The sequence below is a fragment of the Ignavibacteria bacterium genome (genome assembly GCA_036262055.1).
Classification (GTDB): domain Bacteria; phylum Bacteroidota; class Ignavibacteria; order Tepidaquicellales; family Tepidaquicellaceae; genus DATAJP01.
In genome coordinates this window covers 300,913-323,445 of sequence record DATAJP010000003.1, presented here as the reverse complement: position 1 = coordinate 323,445, position 22,533 = coordinate 300,913, and the positions used below count along the sequence as shown (strand labels likewise).

At 34.0% G+C, this 22,533-nt stretch carries 19 protein-coding genes; 3 read left to right on the top strand and 16 right to left on the bottom strand.

Annotation, left to right across the window (positions count from 1 at the left end; genetic code table 11):
• Window positions 1-33 precede the first annotated feature (33 nt).
• The 6 genes from VHP32_08555 to VHP32_08530 form a co-directional block, all read right to left on the bottom strand.
• Window positions 34-2,730 (bottom strand): response regulator, encoded by a 2,697-nt coding sequence (locus VHP32_08555; protein HEX2787942.1) that lies wholly within the window; start codon window positions 2,728-2,730, stop codon window positions 34-36.
• Between the two features lie 39 nt (window positions 2,731-2,769).
• Complete coding sequence (locus tag VHP32_08550) at window positions 2,770-3,135, bottom strand: Hpt domain-containing protein (GenBank protein ID HEX2787941.1); 366 nt, start codon at window positions 3,133-3,135, stop codon at window positions 2,770-2,772.
• Window positions 3,136-3,146: 11 nt separating this feature from the next.
• Window positions 3,147-5,447 carry an ATP-binding protein gene (locus VHP32_08545; GenBank protein HEX2787940.1) on the bottom strand — a complete coding sequence of 767 codons (2,301 nt, stop codon included), beginning with the start codon at window positions 5,445-5,447 and terminating at the stop codon, window positions 3,147-3,149.
• A gap of 120 nt (window positions 5,448-5,567) precedes the next feature.
• On the bottom strand, window positions 5,568-6,716 hold the full coding sequence (gene hppD / locus VHP32_08540) for a 4-hydroxyphenylpyruvate dioxygenase (protein ID HEX2787939.1): 1,149 nt from the start codon (window positions 6,714-6,716) through the stop codon (window positions 5,568-5,570).
• 30 nt (window positions 6,717-6,746) lie between these two features.
• A complete protein-coding gene (locus VHP32_08535; GenBank protein ID HEX2787938.1) occupies window positions 6,747-8,162 on the bottom strand; it encodes a sigma-54 dependent transcriptional regulator in 1,416 nt (471 codons plus the stop codon).
• 154 nt (window positions 8,163-8,316) lie between these two features.
• Window positions 8,317-9,627, bottom strand: coding sequence for a choice-of-anchor B family protein (locus tag VHP32_08530; protein ID HEX2787937.1), 1,311 nt, complete (start codon window positions 9,625-9,627; stop codon window positions 8,317-8,319).
• Between the two features lie 264 nt (window positions 9,628-9,891).
• On the opposite strand from VHP32_08530, the gene VHP32_08525 reads away from it, so the two are divergent.
• Entirely contained in the window at window positions 9,892-10,146 is a 255-nt protein-coding gene (locus VHP32_08525; GenBank protein HEX2787936.1) for a hypothetical protein, read from the top strand.
• On the opposite strand, the gene VHP32_08520 is transcribed toward VHP32_08525, so the two are convergent.
• The 4 genes from VHP32_08520 to VHP32_08505 form a co-directional block, all read right to left on the bottom strand.
• Complete coding sequence (locus tag VHP32_08520; GenBank protein ID HEX2787935.1) at window positions 10,147-11,400, bottom strand: PP2C family protein-serine/threonine phosphatase; 1,254 nt, start codon at window positions 11,398-11,400, stop codon at window positions 10,147-10,149.
• Window positions 11,400-12,332, bottom strand: a complete 933-nt coding sequence (locus tag VHP32_08515) for a YihY/virulence factor BrkB family protein (GenBank protein HEX2787934.1) — start codon at window positions 12,330-12,332, stop codon at window positions 11,400-11,402. The genes VHP32_08520 and VHP32_08515 overlap by 1 nt, the downstream gene beginning before the upstream one ends.
• A 2-nt stretch (window positions 12,333-12,334) precedes the next feature.
• Window positions 12,335-13,861, bottom strand: a complete 1,527-nt coding sequence (hutH, locus tag VHP32_08510) for a histidine ammonia-lyase (protein HEX2787933.1) — start codon at window positions 13,859-13,861, stop codon at window positions 12,335-12,337.
• Between the two features lie 99 nt (window positions 13,862-13,960).
• Window positions 13,961-14,143, bottom strand: coding sequence for a hypothetical protein (locus VHP32_08505; protein HEX2787932.1), 183 nt, complete (start codon window positions 14,141-14,143; stop codon window positions 13,961-13,963).
• A gap of 33 nt (window positions 14,144-14,176) precedes the next feature.
• On the opposite strand from VHP32_08505, the gene VHP32_08500 reads away from it, so the two are divergent.
• Window positions 14,177-15,661, top strand: a complete 1,485-nt coding sequence (locus VHP32_08500) for a hypothetical protein (protein ID HEX2787931.1) — start codon at window positions 14,177-14,179, stop codon at window positions 15,659-15,661.
• 9 nt (window positions 15,662-15,670) lie between these two features.
• Here VHP32_08500 and VHP32_08495 read toward each other — a convergent pair whose 3' ends face one another.
• The 6 genes from VHP32_08495 to smpB all read right to left on the bottom strand — a co-directional run bounded on the left by VHP32_08495 (window position 15,671) and on the right by smpB (window position 21,828).
• Window positions 15,671-16,849: a class I SAM-dependent rRNA methyltransferase gene (locus VHP32_08495; protein ID HEX2787930.1), complete on the bottom strand. Its 1,179-nt coding sequence runs from the start codon at window positions 16,847-16,849 to the stop codon at window positions 15,671-15,673.
• The gene (locus VHP32_08490; protein HEX2787929.1) at window positions 16,849-17,781 is read right to left on the bottom strand and encodes a glycosyltransferase family 9 protein; all 933 of its coding nucleotides are present in this window, start codon (window positions 17,779-17,781) and stop codon (window positions 16,849-16,851) included. Before VHP32_08490 ends, VHP32_08495 begins: the two co-directional genes overlap by 1 nt.
• Before the next feature lie 9 nt (window positions 17,782-17,790).
• On the bottom strand, window positions 17,791-19,455 hold the full coding sequence (bshC, locus tag VHP32_08485; protein HEX2787928.1) for a bacillithiol biosynthesis cysteine-adding enzyme BshC: 1,665 nt from the start codon (window positions 19,453-19,455) through the stop codon (window positions 17,791-17,793).
• A 127-nt stretch (window positions 19,456-19,582) separates the two neighbouring features.
• Window positions 19,583-20,128: an arginine decarboxylase, pyruvoyl-dependent gene (locus VHP32_08480; GenBank protein HEX2787927.1), complete on the bottom strand. Its 546-nt coding sequence runs from the start codon at window positions 20,126-20,128 to the stop codon at window positions 19,583-19,585.
• A gap of 2 nt (window positions 20,129-20,130) precedes the next feature.
• Window positions 20,131-21,366, bottom strand: coding sequence for a tyrosine--tRNA ligase (gene tyrS / locus VHP32_08475; protein HEX2787926.1), 1,236 nt, complete (start codon window positions 21,364-21,366; stop codon window positions 20,131-20,133).
• Between the two features lie 9 nt (window positions 21,367-21,375).
• Window positions 21,376-21,828 carry an SsrA-binding protein SmpB gene (gene smpB, locus VHP32_08470; GenBank protein ID HEX2787925.1) on the bottom strand — a complete coding sequence of 151 codons (453 nt, stop codon included), beginning with the start codon at window positions 21,826-21,828 and terminating at the stop codon, window positions 21,376-21,378.
• Window positions 21,829-21,889: 61 nt separating this feature from the next.
• Here smpB and VHP32_08465 point away from each other — a divergent pair, with 61 nt between their 5' ends.
• Entirely contained in the window at window positions 21,890-22,531 is a 642-nt protein-coding gene (locus tag VHP32_08465) for an MBL fold metallo-hydrolase (GenBank protein ID HEX2787924.1), read from the top strand.
• Window positions 22,532-22,533: the final 2 nt, after the last annotated feature.

Sequence of the window (22,533 nt, the reverse complement as noted above, 5' to 3'; positions counted from 1 at the left end):
ATTTATAAAGGAGAGAAAAAGAGGTATTAATTCTTAATTAAGATTTTCGAGTTCATTAAGAGTAAGTTTATACAAGTCTTCAACCCTGTCGACAATTTTACCAAGTTCCGAATAGTCATCAACATCATTAATTTTTTCAAGCTTCAGGCAGACCTCAGCAAGACGTTTTGCTCCGACACGATAACTTACACGTTTTAAATCGTTTGTATACTTCTTGAACATATTGACATTCTTAGCACTTTGGGATGAACGAATGTTTTTTATTAATTGAGGCGCAACACTTTTATAAATATTAACAATATTCTTAAATTCCGAACCACTGCCATTACCGTTTTCATTATTCAAATCAATAATTAAGGCAAGGTCGAGAAGCATGCTGACCTTAGGTCGTGTTTTGGTGGTTTCAAGCTCTTTCTTTATAATTTCAGACCATCTTGACATTAGCTGCTTTAGATCATCCATAACAATCGGCTTGCTGATATAATCATCCATGCCTTCGGCAATAAATTTTTCTTTATCCCCCGTCATTGCATTTGCAGTCATAGCAATGATTTTCGGGCGTCTGAAATTTTTCCAGTGCTTTAAAATATATTTTGTAGTTTTTACCCCGTCCATTTCAGGCATTTGTATATCCATAAACACTATGTCATAATGTTGTCTGTTTAAAGATTCCACAACTTCAATACCATTGCCTGCAACATCTGCTTTGTAACCTATCTGACCGAGAATTTTTACTGCAAGCTTTTGATTAAGGAAATTATCTTCTGCAATGAGAATCCTTATAGGATTACTCTTAATAGCCGAATCATCAGGTTTGCTTTCATCAAATGTTTTTTTAATAATTTCATTTTCAAAAAGTCCCATTATAATATCAAGAAGATGGGATTGTTTTATCGGCTTGCTGATATAATAGGAAAAAACCTCATTAAACGTTTCAATATTATCATCAGGCTGACCCAGTGATGTTAACATAATCATAGGAAGCTTCGATTTATTGTACAGTTTCCTGATTTCTTTACCGAGAAACAGTCCATCCATATCAGGCATTTGCATATCTACTATTGCAAAATCAAACGGTTCATTATTTTTAAGCCAATCAAGGGCTTCAGCACCACTTGATGCGGCTTTTGGAATCAATCCCCATGATTGTGTCTGAAGTGTTAATATCTGCCTGTTGGTTTTATTATCGTCAACGATAAGAACACGCTTATTATTTAGAATTGAAAGTTTTGATTTCAAATAAACTCTTGCAGGAGTAACGGTAGATGATGCAGTTTTTATGGTAAAATAAAATGTTGACCCCTTTCCTGCTTCACTCTCAACCCAGATTTTTCCACCCATAAGTGTGACAAGCTTCGAACATATACTTAAACCAAGCCCTGTTCCGCCAAATCGTCTTGTTATGGATGAATCAGCTTGTGAGAAAGATTGGAATATTACATCAAGTTTTTCTTTAGGAATACCGATACCGGTATCTTTAACAGAGAAAATTAATTCAATCTCGCCGTTTCCGAGATCTTTATTTTTCTTTACATTAATAAATACTTCACCCTGATCGGTGAATTTTACTGCATTGGAAACAAGATTTACAAGTATCTGCCTTAATCGTGTTACATCGCCAATTATGAAGGCAGGAACGTGCTCATCAATCAAATGCAGAAGGTCAAGTTTCTTCTGCACAGCTTTTGTTGCAAGAAGGTCATAAGCATCTTCTATGCATTCGCGAAGCTCAAACGGCTGTTCTTCAAGCTTCATCTTTCCTGACTCTATTTTCGAGAAGTCAAGTATGTCATTTATAATCGTAAGCAAAGTATCACCGCTTACACGGATTGTCTCTACATATTCTTTTTGTTCGGGAGATAATTTTGTTTCAAGGAGCAAACCTGTCATACCGATAACACCGTTCATAGGTGTTCTGATTTCGTGGCTCATTATTGCAAGGAACTCTGACTTTGCTTTCAAAGCAGTCTCGGCATTCTCTTTTGCTTTGATAAGTTCAAGCTCATATTTTTTTCTGTCAGTAACATCTGTTAATATACCTGTAGAGCCAATGTAATTATCATTCTCATCGAATAATAAATATCTATGGTATGCAACGACTTTTATGCTATTCTCTTTTGTGACGATTCTATACTCGCCGCTGTCAAGATTGCTGTTTTCAGCTAAGGATTTCTGAAATGAATTTAAAAATTCATCTTTGTCTTCCGGATGTACAAATTTAACTTTTTCTTTACCTATAGTTTCTTTCTCGGAGAAACCGGAAAGTTTTTCCCAGGCAAGATTTACAAAAACAATTTTTCCCGTCGGATCGGTTTTGTAAATTGCATCGTTGATTACATTTATTGCCTTATAAATACTTTCATTGTGCTTTTTGTAATCGCTTATCTGCTGAATTAAAATTTTTCTGAGGTCACCAATGGAGAGTGTGTTGAAGTCCGGATAAATGGTATCGATATCAGATTTAAAACTTTTGCAGATTTGTTGAAGTAAAACCCTGATTTTTTCTTCCTGCAGCTTGTCAAAAAACTGCGAAGCAATGGCATTACCGCCTTGCTGATTTGTTAAATTCTTCATTAAATCAACAAAACGGTCTGCATATTCAGGGATTTTAATGTAATTCTCGAGGTTGCAAAGCCAGGCATGAATACTGGCTAAGTCTTGAGCTGATTGTCCCCCCAATATAGAGTTCTTTATACCGTTATCCGCATTCATAAACATTAGATAGTCCATAAAATATTCCGTAGATTTTGAGCAATTAATATGCCAAATCTAAAGACTCGCTATCTTCATTAACTCTTTAACTGTAATTAAATAATAAACATCCAGATTTTCCAATAGTTTATCTACATTATCAAAATCGTTATTTTTACCTTTTAGTTCCAATTCCTTACAAATTTCGGCAAATTTGCGGACTCCTACATTTAAACTCGAACCTTTTAAAGTGTGAGCTGCTTTACTCATTTGCTCAGCATCTTTCATATTATATGAGTTTCTTATTTCATCAATAAGTCCCGGCGATTGTCCCAAATAAACAGTTATCAGTTCAGTATAAAAAGACGGCTCTCCAGGTTCATCCAGTTCTTTTAAGCTTTCGATTATATTAAAATCAAATAACTCATCAGTATTAATTTCCATTATTGCTTCAGTTAATTAAAATATTGATATTGAACTTCTTTGCACTTATTTAAGATATTAAGTACATCATTGAAAATTACAGGTTTTGAGATATATCCAAACATTCCGACTTCATAGCAGTTTCTTATTTCTGCTTCTCTTACATTAGTCATCATTGCAATAATGAATGGTTTCCTATTAAGTGAACTTGAATTAATGCGCATTGTTGTTTCAAAGCAATCCATACCGGACATTTCAACATCCATAAAAATCACATCGTAAGATTTTTCCGCAACTTTATTTAAAACCCCCGCTCCATCTGAAACAACATCAGCGTTCAAATTCAATTTTTTCAAATATTCAATTATAAGCTTTTGACTCAATATATTATCCTCGGCAACAAGAATTTTAAATCGAACATTGTTGACGAATTTTGGATATAACAATTCATTCTCTAAACGAGAATTTGATTTTTCAAAAATCTTATTTATCAAATTAGAGTATTTAACCGGCTGGCTTAATAAATTAACATACTCAGCATTAAAATTTGAAGAAAGATAATCTTCACTTATGCTTATTATGTTTAACCCTGATTTTAATTCTTCAAATATTGCATTTTTTATTAAATTGCTTAACGGTTCGTCCGTGATTAAAAATTGTTGTACATTATTATTTTCATTTTGTGATGCATCGTCCAAATTCATAGAGTTAATATTAAAATAATTCAATATACTCTTAACGTAGTTTTCGTTTTCTTCATTAAGCTTAAGATAAATTAACGGAGATGGTTTTTCATTTTTTACATATTCCGATGATAACGGCAATGATTTCATAGAAACAGTGAAGCCAAAAGTTGAACCCTCACCTAATTTGCTTTCCGCGCGTATTTTTCCTCTCATCATATTGACCAGCTTTGCGCTGATAGCAAGTCCAAGTCCCGTTCCGCCATATTTCCTCGTCATTGAAGTATCTATCTGTGAAAATACCTGAAATAATTTATCGATTTTATTCTGAGGTATGCCGATACCTGTATCTTTTACAGAAAACTCGAGAATAAGATTTTCACCATATTTCTGAACTTCTCGTACTGAAAGAATAATTTCACCTTTCTCAGTAAACTTAATTGAATTTCCTATAAGGTTAAGCAAAACTTGCTTAAGTCGGGTAATGTCTCCGAGGAGATTATATTGAATCTTCGGGTCAATATAATATTTAAAACTCAGATTCTTATCTGTTATTTTTGCTCCAAGAATGTTTATAACCTGTTCGATGCAGTCGTTTAGATTAAAATTAATTTCTTCAAGTTCGAGTTTGCCTGACTCAATTTTGGAGAAATCAAGAATATCATTAATCAACGAAAGCAAAGTATCACCGCTGACTTTAATCATATTTAGGTACTCGCTTTGCTCGTTGCTTAAAGGTGTTGTTGTCAGTAAATCCGCCATTCCAATTATTCCGTTCAGTGGAGTCCTGATTTCATGACTGATAATTGCAACGAAGTCTGATTTTGCGCTATTTGCAGTTTCCGCTTGTTCTTTTGCATCCAGAAGCTCCATTTCGGCATTCTTCCTTAATGTTATATCAATTAGTATGCCTGCAATATAGAAATTATCGTCATTTTGATTTTTTTTCTGAATTATGTGGTCTTCAAGCCAGATATACTCCCCTGATTTTTTTTTGCATCTGAATTCAACCGTAAGCAGACTTTTAGGGTTTTGGTCTTTCCATATGCTTATCAATTCGTTTATTCTGTCTCTATCGTCGGGATGAATTAGTTTAGAAAAGAAATGAATATCTTCATAATAATTATTTAAATCATATCCCAGCATTTTGACAATATTATCACTTACAAATCGTTTCCTGTTGCCCGACTCATATAATACTAAATTTGAAATGTTATCAAAAATCAGGGCAAGACGGTTCTGAAATTCACTAAGTTTAAGTTCGGCGAGTTTGTTCTGTGTGTTGTTGATTCCGTTACCGATGATTCGGTATACTCTTCCTGAAGAGTTGATAAGAGGATTTAAAGTAGTAATCCACCACGTTGATTGTTCATTGCATTTTATACATTCATCGAATTGTATAGTTTCTCTTTTTGTAATACATTCATAATATCTCCGGTAATTTTTTTCATAGAATTCTTTTGACATTACTTCCTCAGGTGTTTTCCCGGTAATGTTCTGTGATTTGAGCCCTGTGAGACGCTCGAAAGCAGGATTTGCACCGGCATATCTTATCTCATTATTTTCGTTTACATCAAGAACAAAAATTGAAATATCGACACCGTTGAAGATATCATTTAATAATTGATTTTTAGTCTGCGCGTTTTCCACTAGAGCAAGGAGGATTTAACAAAATTAAAAAATTATTATGTTTAATTAAAGAGCATATTAAAACAAAAGCCCCTGTTAATAGGGGCTTTTTGCTATTATACCTCAACTTTAAAAATAAAATTATAATGTTCCGCGAAGTTCCTGTTCTCTTTCAATTGCCTCAAAAAGAGCTTTAAAGTTCCCTTTGCCGAAGCTTCTTGCACCTTTGCGTTGTATTATCTCAAAAAATACAGTCGGTCTATCTTCTATGGGTTTGCTGAATATCTGCAATAAATATCCGTCCTCATCTCTGTCAACAAGAATACCCAATCTTTCTAAGTCTTCAATATTTTCATCAATCTTTCCTACTCTGTCCTGCAATTCGCGATAATAGGTAGTAGGAATTGTTAAAAATTCTATACCGCGTTTCTGAAGTTCAGTTACGGTATTCAAAATATCTGGAGTTGCCATTGCAATATGCTGGGCGCCGGCACCCTTATAGAAATCAATGTATTCTTCAATTTGTGATTTCTTTTTTCCCTGAGCAGGTTCATTAATCGGAAATTTAATTTTTCCTGTTCCGTTCTGCATAACTTTGCTCATTAGAGCAGTGTAATCTGTCGATATATCTTTGTCATCAAATGAAATCAATTGATTAAATCCCATTGTATGCGCATAAAACTTCACCCATTCATTCATATACCCAAGTTCAACGTTGCCCACTATATGGTCAATTGCACGCAAGCCGACGTCGGTAATCCCTTTAACTGCTTTATGATGGGCAGGAACAAAACCAGGCATAAAATGTCCGTTATAATTTTTACGTTCGATGAACGAATGAATCGTATCACCATAAGTCTGAATGGCAGATTTAATTAGCACACCTTCACCGTCTTCATATCTTGTAGGGTCCTGAACAGGCTTAGCGCCGCGTTTAACTGTTTCTTCAAAGGATTTTGTTGCGTCATCAACCTCCATTGCAATGTCACGAACGCCGTCACCATGGCGTTTATGATGCGCTGCAATAAAGTTATCATCGGTGAGAGGCGAAGATAAAACAAAACGAATTTTACCCTGCTCAAGCAGATAAGACGCTTTGTCTCTGTTACCGGTTTCAAGTCCTGAATAACCGGTTAGCTGGAAACCCATGCAATATTGATAAAAAAACGCAGATTGTTTTGCATTTCCGACATAAAACTCCAGATGGTCAATCCTTTTCAGAGGAAGAAAATCTTCCTGTTCTTTACTGTTCTCAGCTTTTTCTTTTTTTACTTCCGTTAATGTTTCCATAATTATAAAATTTTAATACTTATTATAAATTTAACTTTTAAATTCCTTAGGGTCAATGCCAAGCTTAGCTAATTTCTGACGTAAACTAACGGGATGAAAATTAATCGCTTTTGCTGTAGCGGCAACATTGCCTTTATAGTGTTTTAACTTATTTTTAATGAAATTGATTTCAAAATCCTTTATCATTTTATCTTTTACTGCATTATAATCTTCCGTATCGGAATAATCACTGTTGTTTTCAGATATGATATTTTTTTCTCCTTCGGTAAATTGGAAATACTTATTGGGTATTAAATCAGTCGTTATAATGTTTGTCTCGCAAAGAATTGAAACCCTTTCAGCAAGATTCTTTAATTCACGGATATTGCCGGGCCACTGATAGTTAATCAAAATTTCCCTGACTTCAGGATCAATTTTTGGAACGGGCTTACTGAATTGTTTTGCGAACTCCACAAGAAATTTCTCAAAATAATAAATTATGTCCTCAGGTCTTTCACGCAAAGCAGGAAGATGAAACTCAAAAACATTAAGACGGTAATATAAATCTTCTCTGAATTTTGCATCTTCAATCATATCTTTAAGATTTCTGTTTGTAGCGGCAATAATCCTTACATTTGTAGTTCTAATTTTTGTGTCACCAACTTTTGAAAACTCTCTCTCCTGCAGAACACGAAGAAGTTTTACCTGCATCAGCAATTCAATCTCACCTATTTCATCAAGGAATATCGTCCCGTTATTTGCAATTTCAAAATATCCTTTATGGTCGTTTATCGCACCAGTGAAAGCACCTTTCACGTGTCCGAATAATTCAGATTCAAGCAACTGGTTTGGAATCGCCGCGCAATTAACAACTATGAATGGCTGATTGGAACGCTTACTGTGATGATAAATATATTTTGCAAGGACTTCTTTCCCCGTTCCATTTTCACCGGTGATTAAAACCGTTGAGTCGGATTTTGCAACCTTTGCTACTTCTTTTAGAATTCCTTTTATCTGGGAACTATTAGTTGCATAGTCAAAAGCTGAAACTTTAGTTTCACTTTTCTCAAGTTCCTGTTTCAGTAAAATATTTTCATTTATGATTTCAACTTTTTCAAGTCCTCTGTTGACGGTTAGAAGCAGTTCTTCCTTATTGATGGGCTTTGTCAGGTAATCAAATGCGCCAAGCTTTATGGCTTCAACGCATGATTTGATTGTAGCGTATGCAGTTATGAGAACAACAATCAGATCAGATTCAAGTTCGAGGACTTCTTTAGTAAGCTGAATACCATTCATTCCGGGCATATTAAAGTCAGTAACAAGAACGTCAAATTCAAATTGTTTGATTTTTGCAAGCGCCATTTTACCGTCAGTAACAGTCGAAACAGTATGTCCCGAGTCTTCAAGCACTTTTTTCATAATAGCAACGGATGTTACTTCATCATCAGCTACAAGGATTTTCGCCACGAAATTGTATATTTTTGAATTACTAAACTGTAAAATACTAATAAAGTAAAAACTATGAAAGGTATTTTAACTTCTTGTTTTTATTACTTTTTTGATAAAAAAAATCCCGACCCAAATAAATGGACCGGGATTTTCTATTAGTTTTTAAAAACTATTACTTAATTAACATCATTTTCTTTGTTTCGGTGAATCCGTTTGTTGTAAGAGTATAGAAATATGTTCCGCTTGATAAACCATAGTTTGCGGCATCAAATGTAACTTCATAATTTCCTGCATCTCTTCTGTCATTTACAACCGAAGCAACTTCCTTACCTGCCATGTTATGAATTTTTAAGCTTACATTTGAGCTCTTTGGCAAAGAAAAGTTAATCTTTGTTGTAGGATTGAAAGGATTCGGATAATTCTGGCTTAAAGAATATTTTTCAGGAACGGTAACTCCGGTTGAACCTGCATTAGTTAAGCTTGTAACTTTAACCACATACAATCCGGTTTGCATATCCGAACCAACAATTTTTCCTGACGGAAACATATAAACACCCCAGCATCCGTTGAATGAAGCAGAGTTGCTGCTTGGATAAGTATCATACCAGCCAATCTCAACAGGATTTTCAGGGTCAGCAATATTCAGAACTCTGATACCTGCGGTATAATGCGCAATTACTGCGAGGTTACCGTAGATTTCGACATTGTGAACAATTGCAGTTGAGATACTTGTAGGCAGCCAATTTCTTACATAAGTAACATTATTTAGATTTGCTATATTCCAAACTTTCAATTTACCATTAGGTGATGAAGTCTCATCAGTTGTAAATAAATATTTTCCATCAACGGTTCTTGCAGAATTGTGAGTAAATGGATTGGGAACTGTCTGGAAAGTTTTTACTGTAACAGGGGCTGCTTTGTTTGTTGCATTGATAATGTTTATTTCGCCTGCATTGATGCATGAAGCATATATAGTGTCGTTAATAATTCTGCAATCGTGAACATATTTGGTTGCCCACTGCCCGATTTTTACAGGGACTTCCGGGTTAGCTAAACTTACTATCGCTATTCCCCCTGTAGGCACAAATGAAGTATTCACTCCATTTAAGTAAAGATAGGTGCCATCGGTAGAAATTGAGTGTGTGGATGAATGGCTTGTCATATTAAATTTACCGACATAACGAACTGAGTCAGGTAAATATTGTAAGTCCATTATCTGAATACCGCTTTGAGAAAGCTCTGAAACAACATAAGCATAATGTCCGACGAATTTCATTTCTCTCCAGGCATTTGAACTACCTGTTCCGGTATTAGGAACGAAATCAACTTCCCTGATATTTGCGGAGTCTGTTATGTCGATGAAAGCAGTTCCGTCATAACATCCTAAGATAGCATACTCACGACCGTTCGGAGCAACATAACCCCAAAGCGCTGAATATCTTCCTGCGGCAGAATGTTGATTCACATTTTTAAGTAAATGCATATTACTATGTCCCAATTGGGCGGAGACTGAGCTTGAGAGTGAGAGTAATATTAATAAGGTAAAGAGTTTGATTTTGTTTGTCATGTTTTTAATTAGATACTTTTAACTTCAATAACCATAAATTTAGGTATTTTAATATTAAAATACCATAATCATAACTATGATTTTAAAAAAATAGTTCATGCTCACGTAAAAATAAGAATAAATAAATACCTTATATTATTAAGGTTATTTTTGTAAAATAAGTAAACTAAAATTTTGACTATGAAACATCAGGTGTTTGAACCTGTTCAGGTAATAGCTCATTTTGATAATATGAAGCTTAATATCCTTAAGTTCAAAAAAGGAAGCACGGTTTATAAGGTATCGGAGGTTATTTCAAAATGGAAGTCGAACCAGGGGGAAGCGTTGGTTACTTACTATACGGTTAAATGCAGCGAGCAGAACATCGTTTGCGAGCTTGCAATGAATCATAAAGACCTGAAATGGGAGTTTATACAATATGATAATTTATCGTAATTATTTCATGCGTTTGATTACAACAACCGTTTTATCATCAGAATAAGCTGCTTGTGATGAAAAAACCTGCACTTCTTCTATTATATGTTCACAGATTTCTTTAGATGATAGATGATGATATTTTTCGAGTGCTTTTTTCAATCTTTCTTCACCATAAAACTCAAATTCTTTGTTAGTAGCTTCAGCTATGCCATCCGAATATAATACAAGAATATCATTTTTATTAAAATTTATACGTTCGTAATAATATTTCTGATCCGGAGAAGGTCCGAGCACAGGTCCTGTGGTAGACAGCATGGATATTTCGGAAGTTTCAGCCCGGTAAAAAATTGGTGGATTATGTCCGGCATTAACATAAAGTGCGAGTCCTTTTCTGTCATCAAAAAGCTCAATGTAAAATAAAGTTACAAATCTTTCAAACGGAAACGTATCATGAATAAGCTGGTTAATTTTTTTTATAAGCTTAGTCATCTTAATTTCAAACTCAACTCCCATTTTCAGCGCGCCTGAAACATAAAGTGCCTGAGCAGCAGCTGAAATTCCCTTGGAGGCTGCATCTCCTAATGCAATTCCTAAAACTTCTTTATCGGAGGTTAGGTAATCAAAAAAATCACCTCCGACAATTTTCTCCGGAATGGAGACCCCGAATATTTCATAATTGCCGAATTTATATTCATGTTCCGGTAAAATGCTTCTTTGTATTTCTCTGGCTTTTTCAAGTTCTTCTATATTTTCCTGTGCTTTCGTTTCTACGCGTCTTGTTCTCAGGATTGCACTGAGCGTTGTGCTTATTATGTTCAGCGTATTGAGAAGATTTTCATCAAACTTATCAGGATTTAATGCAATCAGATATTCATATAAAAAATATGATTCTTCTTTATCGTCTTTAGGTTTTATCCGGTATCTATCCCCCACGCCTGTGGCTGAATATTGATAAATACCTTTTTCAATGAGATATTCATCAGTTTCTTTTGCCAGAACCGAACGCACTCTTCCTATTTCTTTGAATATCGGATAATCCTCAATTTTAAGTTCATAAAAATCCTGAATAATATCGACATCGCCTTCCTGTTCAGTCAAAACATATGCTTTTTTATCGGGAGACAGTTTCCATATTCTTCCGCCACGGATATTGATTTCCTCATTTTTGATTAGCTGTTCGAGAAGATATTTCAGAAGCTCGTCGTCTGTTTTAAGCTTGGGTGCTTCCTTAATAAGATTTTCTATCGTTCTGTATAATTTTTTCTGTTCCATTATTTTTTAGAGATTAAGAAGTGGAGCTTGTTTCTCACAATATATAAATGTCCTATCTCTGCACCAAGCACAAATATAACCGAAATATAATAAAGCCAGAATAAACACGCGGCAAATGCGGCATAGGTTCCGTAAACTTTCCCAAAGTTTGAAAATTTAAGAATGTATAATGTAAAAATGTATTTTAATATTTCAAATAATATTGCTGAAAACAACGATGAAATAAATACTGCCTTCCATGGAATTTTGATTGTCGGAATGTATCTGTATAAAACATAATACATTGCAAATGTAATAATCAAAGAAAAAATCATTGATATAAATTCTTCCATGAAAGTCAGAGATATTTCAGCGCCAAAAATATTTTCTGAAAAATATTGCACAACCTGATAAGCTGAAGTTGCTGCAATTGAAAGGATAAACAATACAAGTGTTATGAAAACAAGAAAAAAATCTTTCAGTTTACTTATGAAATAATTTGTTTCGTCAAAGACGTCATAAATTTTATTTATAACATCACGCATAGAACTGAACAAACCGCTTGCTGTCCAGAGCAAACCAAAAATACCGATTGCTCCGGTTATAAATGTGTTGGTTGTAATTTCTTTTGTTCTGTCAATGAGATTTGTAATAACTTTGTCCTTAAAATCTTCCTGAAGTGGTAATACGTTTTTAAGATATGCACTGAGGTTGCTCAATGCATTTGATTCATCGAGATAAATACCCAGTATGGTTAATAAAATAAGCAAAAAAGGAACAATACAGATTATTAGATTAAACGCAACTGCGGAAGCTAAAATCCATATATGATCTTTCTCGAATTTCTTATAAAGACCGGATGAATAAAAATAAATCCGTTCATAAAAAGGAAAAGCCAAAAACCTGCTATGAACACCTTTAACCGCTTCTTCTATATTAGTGACAATTTTCAAATTTAAATTTTTAATTCACCCGTAATCTTTTCTATAGCATTTAAAAAATTATTATCATAAACAACTTGTTTTACAGAAGAGATGTACTCATATAATAAAACATCTTTTGTTATGTATGGAGTTTTGCTTCTGATTAACTTTCTCGCTGCTTCAACGGGTTTGCTGCTTTTTAATGGCTTTAACAAATCTATTCCCTGACAGGCACATAAAAACTCGATTGCAATAACATTCTTAACATTGTTAATAACATCCATGCATTTTTTTGCAGCAATTGAACCCATAGAGTTGTGGTCTTCCTGATTGGCACTTGTAGGAATTGAATCAACCGAAGCAGGATGAGTTAAAACTTTATTTTCACTAACGAGCGAAGCGGCAGTATATTGTGCAATCATTAAACCGGAATTTAATCCTCCTTCTGTTGTGAGAAATCTCGGCAATCCGCTCAAGCTGCCATCTACAAGACGAGCTATGCGTCTTTCCGAAATGTTTGCAAGTTCACTAATTGCTATTGCCAGATAATCAGCAATCAATGCAATGGGTTCACCATGAAAATTACCACCTGTAAGATATTCGCCGTCTTCGGGAAAAATCAACGGATTATCGGTAACTGAATTTATTTCTATTTCGAGAACTTCTCTGCAATATCTTATGGTATCTTTTACTGCTCCGTGAACCTGAGGCATACAGCGTAAGGAATAAGCATCCTGAACTTTTCCGCAGTCGCGATGAGATTTCATTATTCCGCTATTTTTTAAAAGCGTTCTTAAATTATAAGCGGTGTTTATCTGACCTTTGTGCGGTCTAATGCGTTGAATTTTTTCATCGAAGGCTGAATCTGTTCCTTTGAGGGCTTCGAGTGAAGTGGCTCCTGCAATGTCGTTTAATTTTGCAAGCCGTTCGGCTTCCCAAACGGCAAGACACATATAAGCCGACATCATCTGCGTTCCGTTTATTAGCGCAAGACCTTCCTTTGCAGATAAGACAAACGGTCTTAGTCCGCATTTTTCAAGAGCTGATTTGCTTTCAAGAATTTCACCATCAAGCTTACAGTAACCTTTTCCTATTAATGTTAACGCAAGATGTGAGAGAGGTGCAAGGTCACCCGAGCTCCCTACGGAGCCCTGTGACGGAACAAGTGGAATGATTTTGTAATTAAACAAATTGATGAGAGCTTCGACAAGTTCAACTCGGACACCTGAGTTGCCTTTGCAGAGTGAATTAATTCTGAAAAGAATCATCAGGCGGACAATATTATCGGGAAGATATTTTCCCACACCGGCACTGTGAGAAATGATTAAATTTTTCTGAAGAGTTTCTAAGTCTTGATATGAAATTTTTACGTCTTTAAATTCACCAAAACCGGTTGTAATTCCGTATATGGCTTTGTCATCCTTAATCCATTTTTCAACAAGAGAGCGGGATTTTTGGATTTTGTTAATAGTGCTTTTATCAATTTTAAGTAATGCATTGTTTTCTATAAGCTTTATAGAATTTTGAACAGTTAAATTATTACCGGTTATAGAAAACATTTAATATTTTTTTATTGCTAAATTATTATAAAATTGTAGTGTATTTAGTATGGGGGCTCCAAAAGAGCAATAATTCAAATTTTCACTCAGATAAGATTATTAAATGCTTTCTGCATATGCCCTTGCGGTTTTTTCACTGTTAAACCATTTGGCATATTTTTGTTTTTTAAAAAAAAGTATTTTTTTAGATACCCTGACAATCCACATATTCGGGTCTGTATCATAGTTGATTAATTCAACATAATTATCTGAATTATTTGAAATTACTGTATGTTTATCCATACCCCAAATTAATTAAAATGGTTTAATGAATAAATGAAATATTTGCGAATTTTAAATATTTCCTTAATCCTGTTTTTCATTGCTTTATCTTCAATTGCATCTGCACAGAATAATGTAATAGCAGAAGTTTATGTTGATATTGATAAAAAAACTATAACCATTCCAAAATCGTTTGCGGGTATTTCCATAGATTATGAATCAATCCCCTATTATTCAGGCAATGCAGATAAAGGTATAAACCAAATTTTTATTCGTTTGTTGAGCAACTTGGGAACGTATGGCAATGGTCAGGGAGTTTTAAGAATCTCACGCGGTTCGGATTATAGCTGGTGGAATCCCGGCGGAGCATTAAGACCAAAAAATATTATTTATGACATTAACTATGACTGGATTACAGTAATAACTGAAATTGCTCGTCAAAGCGGAATTAAATTTATTCTTGGAGTTAATTTTGCAAACGGCGATCCGAAGCTCGGGAAAGACTGGATTTTCGTTACAAGCAAATTATTTCCGAAAGGAAGCGTAATTGCTTATGAAGTTGCGGATTCACCTGAACTTTTTACGAACAAATATTTTTATGGAGAGGATAATAAATCAGTTATTCTCAAAGGAAGCGGATGGAACTTTGAACAGTTTAACCGTGAATATAATAATTATCTTATTCGCTTAAAAGAAATGATTGATATACAAGCCCTTCTTGGAGGAGCTGCTTTTATAAATAAAGACTGGCTTGCTAATCTGAATCAATTTATAGAATTAAATAAAGAACAACTGAATATTGTAACTCAAAAAATTTATCCGCTCGGAAAAACTTACACACATAAAGACATAATCTCAGAATCAACAATCAAAAATCAGATTGAACTGGTGAAAGAATATGTTGCTGAAGCAAATGATAATTCTTTAAAATACAGAATAACGGAGCTAAATATATCAGAAACAGGATTAAGTAATGTCAGCAATTCGTTTTATACCTCATTATGGTTAACTGATTTTCTTTTCGAACTTGCGACCGTCGGAGTAAACGGAGTTAACATTCATAATGCCGGTATAAGCTATGCTAATGCATTTAATTTTTATTGGAAAGACAATAAATCCATAGCACACGTTAATCCCATTTATTACGGTTTAATTCTTTTTTCTGAAGCGACGCAAAATAGTGCATCACTTTTAAATACGGAAATAAAAACAACAAGCAATATTAAAGCCTGGTCTTCGATTGATTCATTAGGAACGACACGAATAACAATCATAAATAAAGATGAAAGTGCCATGGGTAAAGTTTTAATAAGTGTTTCCGGAACTTCCTCTAAAGGTGAGTTAATAAGACTGGAAAGTGAAAGATTAAGCGATTCCTTAGGTGTTCGTCTGGCAGGAAAAACATTTGATGCTACAAATGATGGCGTGCTTAGCGGCACGTATAAGTTTGAAAGTATCATTCCCCGGGATGACACTTATGAAATCATATTGCCAAAATTAAGCGCCGCAATGCTTACAATCCGTAAAGATAATTATTAATGGTAATTGTTAATTAACAACTCTTATTACTAAACTTTTCAGATACTTAGTTTCTTCCATCTGAGGTAATACAGGATGGTCATATGAAGTAATTCCTGAATCAATTATCTGTATTTTCCGCTTTGTCAATCTTGCGCTTTTAACAATTATATTTTCAAAAATTTCTTCTGAAATATGATGCGAACAGGAGAAAGTGAATAAGTATCCTCCTCTTTTTATTTTATCCAGACATTTTTTATTTAATTCGATATAGCCTGAAATTGCGTTGTCAATGTTTTTCTTCCTTTTAGTGAAAGATGGCGGGTCTAAAATGATTACGTCATAAGTATACTTGTCTTTATCGAGATACTCAAAGACATCATCTGCAATAAAGTCTATGTTAGAAAAACTATTAAGCCTTGCGTTTTCCTTAGCTGTATTTAATGATGTTTCCGAAATATCTACAGCAGTAATTTTTGCAGTTTTTTGCAGAGCAGCATTTAAAGCAAATCCACCTTCATTACAGAATAAATCAAGAACATTATAATTTTCTTTTACATATTCACGAATTTTAATTCGGTTACCTGCCTGGTCTAAATAGAATCCTGTTTTCTGTCCGTTAACCAAATCAATTTTATATTTTATTCCGTCGATTGACTGAACGAAAGTGTAATCATCTTTGTTTTCTTTTGCGTAAGAAATATGTTCAAACTTTTCTAATCCTTCAAGAGTTCGAAGATTGTTATCATTTTTTTCAACAATTAAATCTGCATTAAAATCATTTTTTAAAAGTTCAATTAAATCTTCTTTGAACTTTTCCATTCCTAAAGAAAAAATCTGAAATGAGAAGTTATTTCCGAATCTGTCGATGATAAGTCCCGGCAAATAGTCGCTTTCGCTATTAATAACACGATATGCAGCTCGTTCAGGATATAAATTAATGCGGTAATCATTTGCATCAAATATTCGTTGCTTTATTAAATTAAAATTGATTTCGATATTTTCTGAGGTTAGCTGGCGGTATGCAATCAGAGAGTTTTTGTTATAAAAACCTTTACCGAGAAATTTATTTGATACGGAATAGAGGGAAATAATATCGCCGTTGGCAGGATTTCCCGTAATCTCTTTTATCTCATTGCTGAAAATCCATTGATGACCGTTTAGAAGTCGTTTCTCTTCATTCTTTTTTAATATGATACTTTTATTCATCAATTTATTTCAACTTTATTTTCAAGCATGCATTTAAAATGACCTTCGGGACATTTGTTGAGCCCTATATGTGTGCAGGGACGGCAATATAAGCCGACATATTCAAAAACTTTTGACGTTTCAAGCTGTGGGAAAAATCCGAATTCTTTTACAGTGCTGCCGAATATTGCATAAACTTTTTTGCCAAGTGATTCTGCAAAATGCATAACCCCGCTGTCGTTGGATATAACAAACTCAGAATTTTTTAATACATAAGCTAATTCAGGATAGCTTAATTTACCGCAGTAGCTGATAACTTTATCATCCTTACATAAATAATTGCAAATTTCTCTATCAGTATTTGAATCATCTCCGGTGAGTATAATTTGATATTTCTCTTTTAATGTGATTATAAGTTCAAGGTATTTCTCTTTAGGATATCTTTTGGTAAAATGCTTAGATGACGGAGCAATAACAATATATTTTTTATCAGTGAAATGTAAATTGGTTGATTTTAATTCTGAGGTCGTAAACGTGTAGTCTTTTTCGGTTAATGAAATGACATCCTTTAATGTTTGAATATATCTTTTATATACGGGAATAATTTCCTTAAATAAATTGATTTTAAATCTTACCAAAAGAAATTTTTTAAAATTATCCTTCTTATATCTTAAAATTTTAGTTCCTGCTGCGAAGGTAAACGCTTTGCTCTTAGGGTTATTCTGAAGGTCAATAATTAAGTCATACTTCTTAAAATCGAGCTTAAGATGTTCATCGAATTCTATAACTTCATCAATTAAAGGATTAATTTTTACTAATTCAGAATACTGAGGTTTAACAACAAAAGAAATATTTGCGTTTGGGAATTTCTTTTTGAGAAGATTGATAAGAGGAAAGGTAAGGACTATATCACCAAAAGATGAGAACCTGATTATTAATATTTTTTCCGGCACATTCAAGTGTTAAAATAAATCTTTCTGTTCCTTTACGTTTAGTTCAATTAGCTGATGATTAAATTCTGAAATATTAATATTTGTTTTAAGCATTTTCATCAAATCGATTCCGTATTTATTTAAAAAATATGATACGTTCAGAATGCGTTCCTGCAATTTGGATTCCGGATAAATGTTATTGTAAATCGATTTCATCTTTGCAAACACACCTTCATTCTGGTTTATCTGAGAATCTATAAATTTTTGCTTTAACATCTGAAGTGTCTCAAAGTTTTTCTGATTGCGGTTCTTAAAATTATTTACAAGGTTTTTGTCAACTTTGACTAATTCTTTCTCAAAAGAATAATTAAGCGAGTTCATTTCATCAATATATTCATTAAATAATTCTTCAAGATTTATTTCGGAAGTTTTCCCTAAAAGCTTTTCATTAACAGCTTCCTGATTAAACATTTCTTCTAACATAATATCATATTTTTTGAAGAACTGCATGGATTTTGATTCCATTAGTGTTACCGAAGTGCGCGGATAAATAATCGGCATACGGACATTAAAATATTCATACACATTTTTAAGCTGGGCAAAATAGGAAATCTCAGAAGGACCTCCGATGTATGCAATAGTTGGCAATATAAAATCCTGAAATATGGGTCGGGTAATAACATTAGAACTAAAATTTTGATAATTCAAATTTAACGAATCAATCATTTCAGATTTTTCAAACTTCTGTCTGGAGTTTTTTAATCCGAATGAATTATCGTCTCTCGGTTCTATAAGATAACGGTTTTCGTTATGATTATAAAAAAGATTGATTGCCTTAGGTTTAATCTGCGGTTCGTAATTATGTTCAAGCTGTGCGGAAGCATCGATGACTATTTCGCAGACTTTAGGAAAGGTGTTTAATTCTTTTTCAATTACGGGAATTAAAAATCTTTTTATCTCAGGGTCAGTAGGGTCAAAGAAAATTAATCCTGAGTTTTCAAACAGATAATTTAGAAATCTTGCAAAGGCAGTTTTTAAGTCAATGCCAACGCGGTATGAACGCCTTATATAGTCAAAAATTGCATCGGAAAAATCAGTATGATGCAAATTTTCCTCAAGCTCTTTGATTAAATTTTCAAAATTATCATCAACTAAAACCGATGTAGCAGGTTTTAAATATCTTTCCTGTTCCACTCCGCCTTCGAAATATCTTAAATTGACAAGTTCGTTTTCTTTATTTAAGATATTTATATTGTTTATCTCAAGAAAATCGTGGTCATCTGCTTCAAGCCAAAAGACAGGAACAAATTTATATTCTTTAAACTCAGAATTAAGTTTTTCAGCAAGCTGAATTGTGTTTAACGCCTTATAAATTGTGTATAAAGGTCCGCTCAAGATGCCAACTTGCTGCCCTGTTACAATGGCAAATGTATTTTCATCTTTCAATGACTCCAAATTCTCATACGTCTTTTCTGCAGAGTTAAAAAATTTATTCTGGCGGATTAATATATTTGAAAGTTCAGCACGATTAACTTTGCCGGAGGGATAAGATTGTTTTTTATCTTCGACGCATTTTAAAAAATCTTCAGAGGTCTGATATCCATACTGATAAAAACTTTTAACGGAATCAAAATTTTCTATGTAATCTTTATATAGTGCATTTAAACCGGGAACCTTATCAATATTTAATATCATTCAGGATATCAGTTAAATTAAATTAATAATGAGAAATTACCTAATTAAAAAGAAAGTTGAAATTTAGAAAGGAAAGATTGGTTTAAAGAGAGGACAGGCAGGAATGCCTGTCCTACTGAATTATTAGTTAAGGAATCATGACAGCACAGGCTATTACGGTAGTCCATAATCCGTTTTTATCGCCTTCTGCTGACTGTGTTACGTTGAAAGTTTTAAAAATTTTTCCGCTCGATTTATAAACATTCTCTCTTTCATTCCATGCCGTTTCCGGATTAAATTCAACTCCTAAAGTTGTTGCAAGCATTGTCGCAGCTAAGTCTTCGGCATATTCACCTGAAATTTTTTCAGGCTCACCGAAAGGATGATGTTCGGATATATATCCGTAATGCGAATCATCCGAAGGAAGCGCGACTCCTATAGAAGAAGCAATAAGACGATTCGGTTCGTTGGTAAAATTTCTTGCCATAACGCAAAATGTGATAGAGCCGGGGGTTAATTCCGCAACTCCCTGCTCTTTAGTTAAGCGCTTGCATCCTGCGGGATAGATACTTGAAACCATTACGAGGTTGCATTTTTCTATTCCGGCGTTTCGCAGCGCCAATTCAAACGACTGTAAATAATCTTTGTGTCTTCCGACCCCCTTTGTAAAAAAGATTTTGGTTGGTTTAAACAATTTTATTGCTCCTTAGGTGATTTTTTTATTTTTACAAAATTTCTTTTTCCCCTCTGAATTATAAAATCATCAGGAAAACTTTCGTCTATTATTAATTTAATGTCAGAAACTTTTTTCTGGTCAATCTGAATTGCTCCCTGCTCAATCATTCTTCGTGATTCTGAAAGTGATGATGTCAAGGCAGTTTCAACAAGAAGTTCAGATAAAGATTTATTTGAAACTTTTAATTCAAACACAGGCATATCATCAGGAAGTTCCTTTTTGACAAATATTCTGTCAAATTCATCAACTGCATTTTGTGCAGTTTGTTCGTCATAGTATAACTTAACCAGTTCAAATCCCAAACGGCGTTTTAAATCGCGCGGATTATTATTTGAATCCTCAAGTTTTAATTTAATCTGTTCAAGTTCAGATAACGGGAGTTTTGTTCCAAGCTGATAATATTTATAAATAAGAACATCAGGTATCGACATTGCCTTACCGAAAATTTCCTTAGGCGAATCGGTAATGCCTATTGCATTGTTCAGAGATTTGCTCATCTTTTCACTTCCGTCGGTTCCTTCAAGAAGCGGCATTGTGATTACCACTTGCGGTTCCATGTTGAAGCGTTTCTGCATGTCACGTCCGACAAGATTATTAAACCGTTGGTCCGTTCCGCCAAGCTCAACATCGGCTTTGATTGCATACGAATCATATCCCTGCATTATCGGATACAACAATTCATGCATTGAAATTTCCTGCTGTTCTTTTATTCTGTTAGTAAAATCATCCCTCTCGAGAATTCTTTGCACTGTGAATTTTCCTAAAATACCGATTAAATCAATCAGTGACAATTTACTCAACCATTCGGAATTATAGACTATCGTTGTTTTATCTTTTTGTAAAATTCTTGATGCCTGCTCAAAATATGTCTTGCCGTTTTCAACAGCTTCTTCGAATGTAAGCTGCGGGCGGGCTTTTTTTCTTCCTGTGGGGTCACCAATCATTGCAGTGAAATCACCGATAATCAGAATCGCCTGATGACCAAGTTCCTGAAACTGGCGAAGCTTGTTCAGAACAACCCCATGGCCTATATGCAAATCAGGTTTTGAAGGATCGCATCCAAGTTTGATGTTGAGAGGTTTATTTTCCTTAATCGACTTCTTAATTTTGGCTATAAGCTCTTCTTCGGGAATGATGTCAACCGCACCGCTTTTGATTATGTCTAACTGCTCATTTAATGATGGAAACTTGCTCATTTAAATTTTTTATCCGCCTCTCTGAATGCTTCTTTCAACCTCACGTTTTTTAATTGATTCACGTTTATCAAAAACTTTTTTGCCTCTTGCAATTCCAAGCTCAACCTTCACAAGTGAATCTTTCAAATATAATTTTAATGGAATTAAGGTCAATCCTTTTTCTTCCAGAGATTTTTTGATTTTCTTAATCTGGTATTTGTGCAATAAAAGTTTCCGTGCTCTTACGGGGTCGTGATTGTTCACGTTTCCGAATTTATACGGGCTGATATTACAATTAAGAAGGTAAAGTTCGTTCTTCATTAACTTAGCATAAGCATCCTGTAAATTTGCTTTACCTTCTCTTAAAGATTTTACTTCCGTTCCGTTCAATACGAGACCGGCTTCAAATTTTTCAAGAATTTCGTAAAGAAAATTTGCCTTTCTGTTGGTAACAATTATCTTAACTTTGTCGTTATCACTCAATATTTAATCAAACTTTGTAAAAATATTTATATTTGAAAGTAAAATCAATTTAGAAACTATTATGAAAGTCATTCAACTTCCTGTTAATCCTTTCCAAATGAACTGTTATATTTACTATGATGAGAATACAGGGGAAGGAATTATCATAGACCCTGCCGTTTATTTTCCTGAAGAAAAAGAAGAGCTTAAAAAGATATTGGAAAAAGAAAAGATCAAAATCACGAAAATCATCAATACACACGGGCATCTTGACCACATTCTTGGCAATAAATTCAGCAAGGAGCTATTTAATGTCGAGCTAACCGGACATAAAGATGACGAGCTTATGATTAAAAATTCGGTAACGCAGGGCAAAATGTATGGTGTGGAGGTCGAGGAATCCCCTGCTTTTGACAGCTATCTCGCTGAAGGCGATGATTTGAAAGTTGCGAATGCGAGTTTAAGAATAATCCATACTCCCGGGCATTCACCGGGAAGCATCTGCCTCATCGATGACAAAAATAAACTGGTTTTCTGCGGTGACGTAATATTTAAGGAATCAATCGGAAGGACTGACCTTCCGGGAGGTGACTACAACACATTGATTGATTCAATAAAGAATAAATTATTTAAAGAAGTAACCGATGAATACCAATTACTGCCCGGTCATATGGAAACAACTGATGTTGGATATGAAAAGATGAATAATCCTTTTCTAAAATAAAC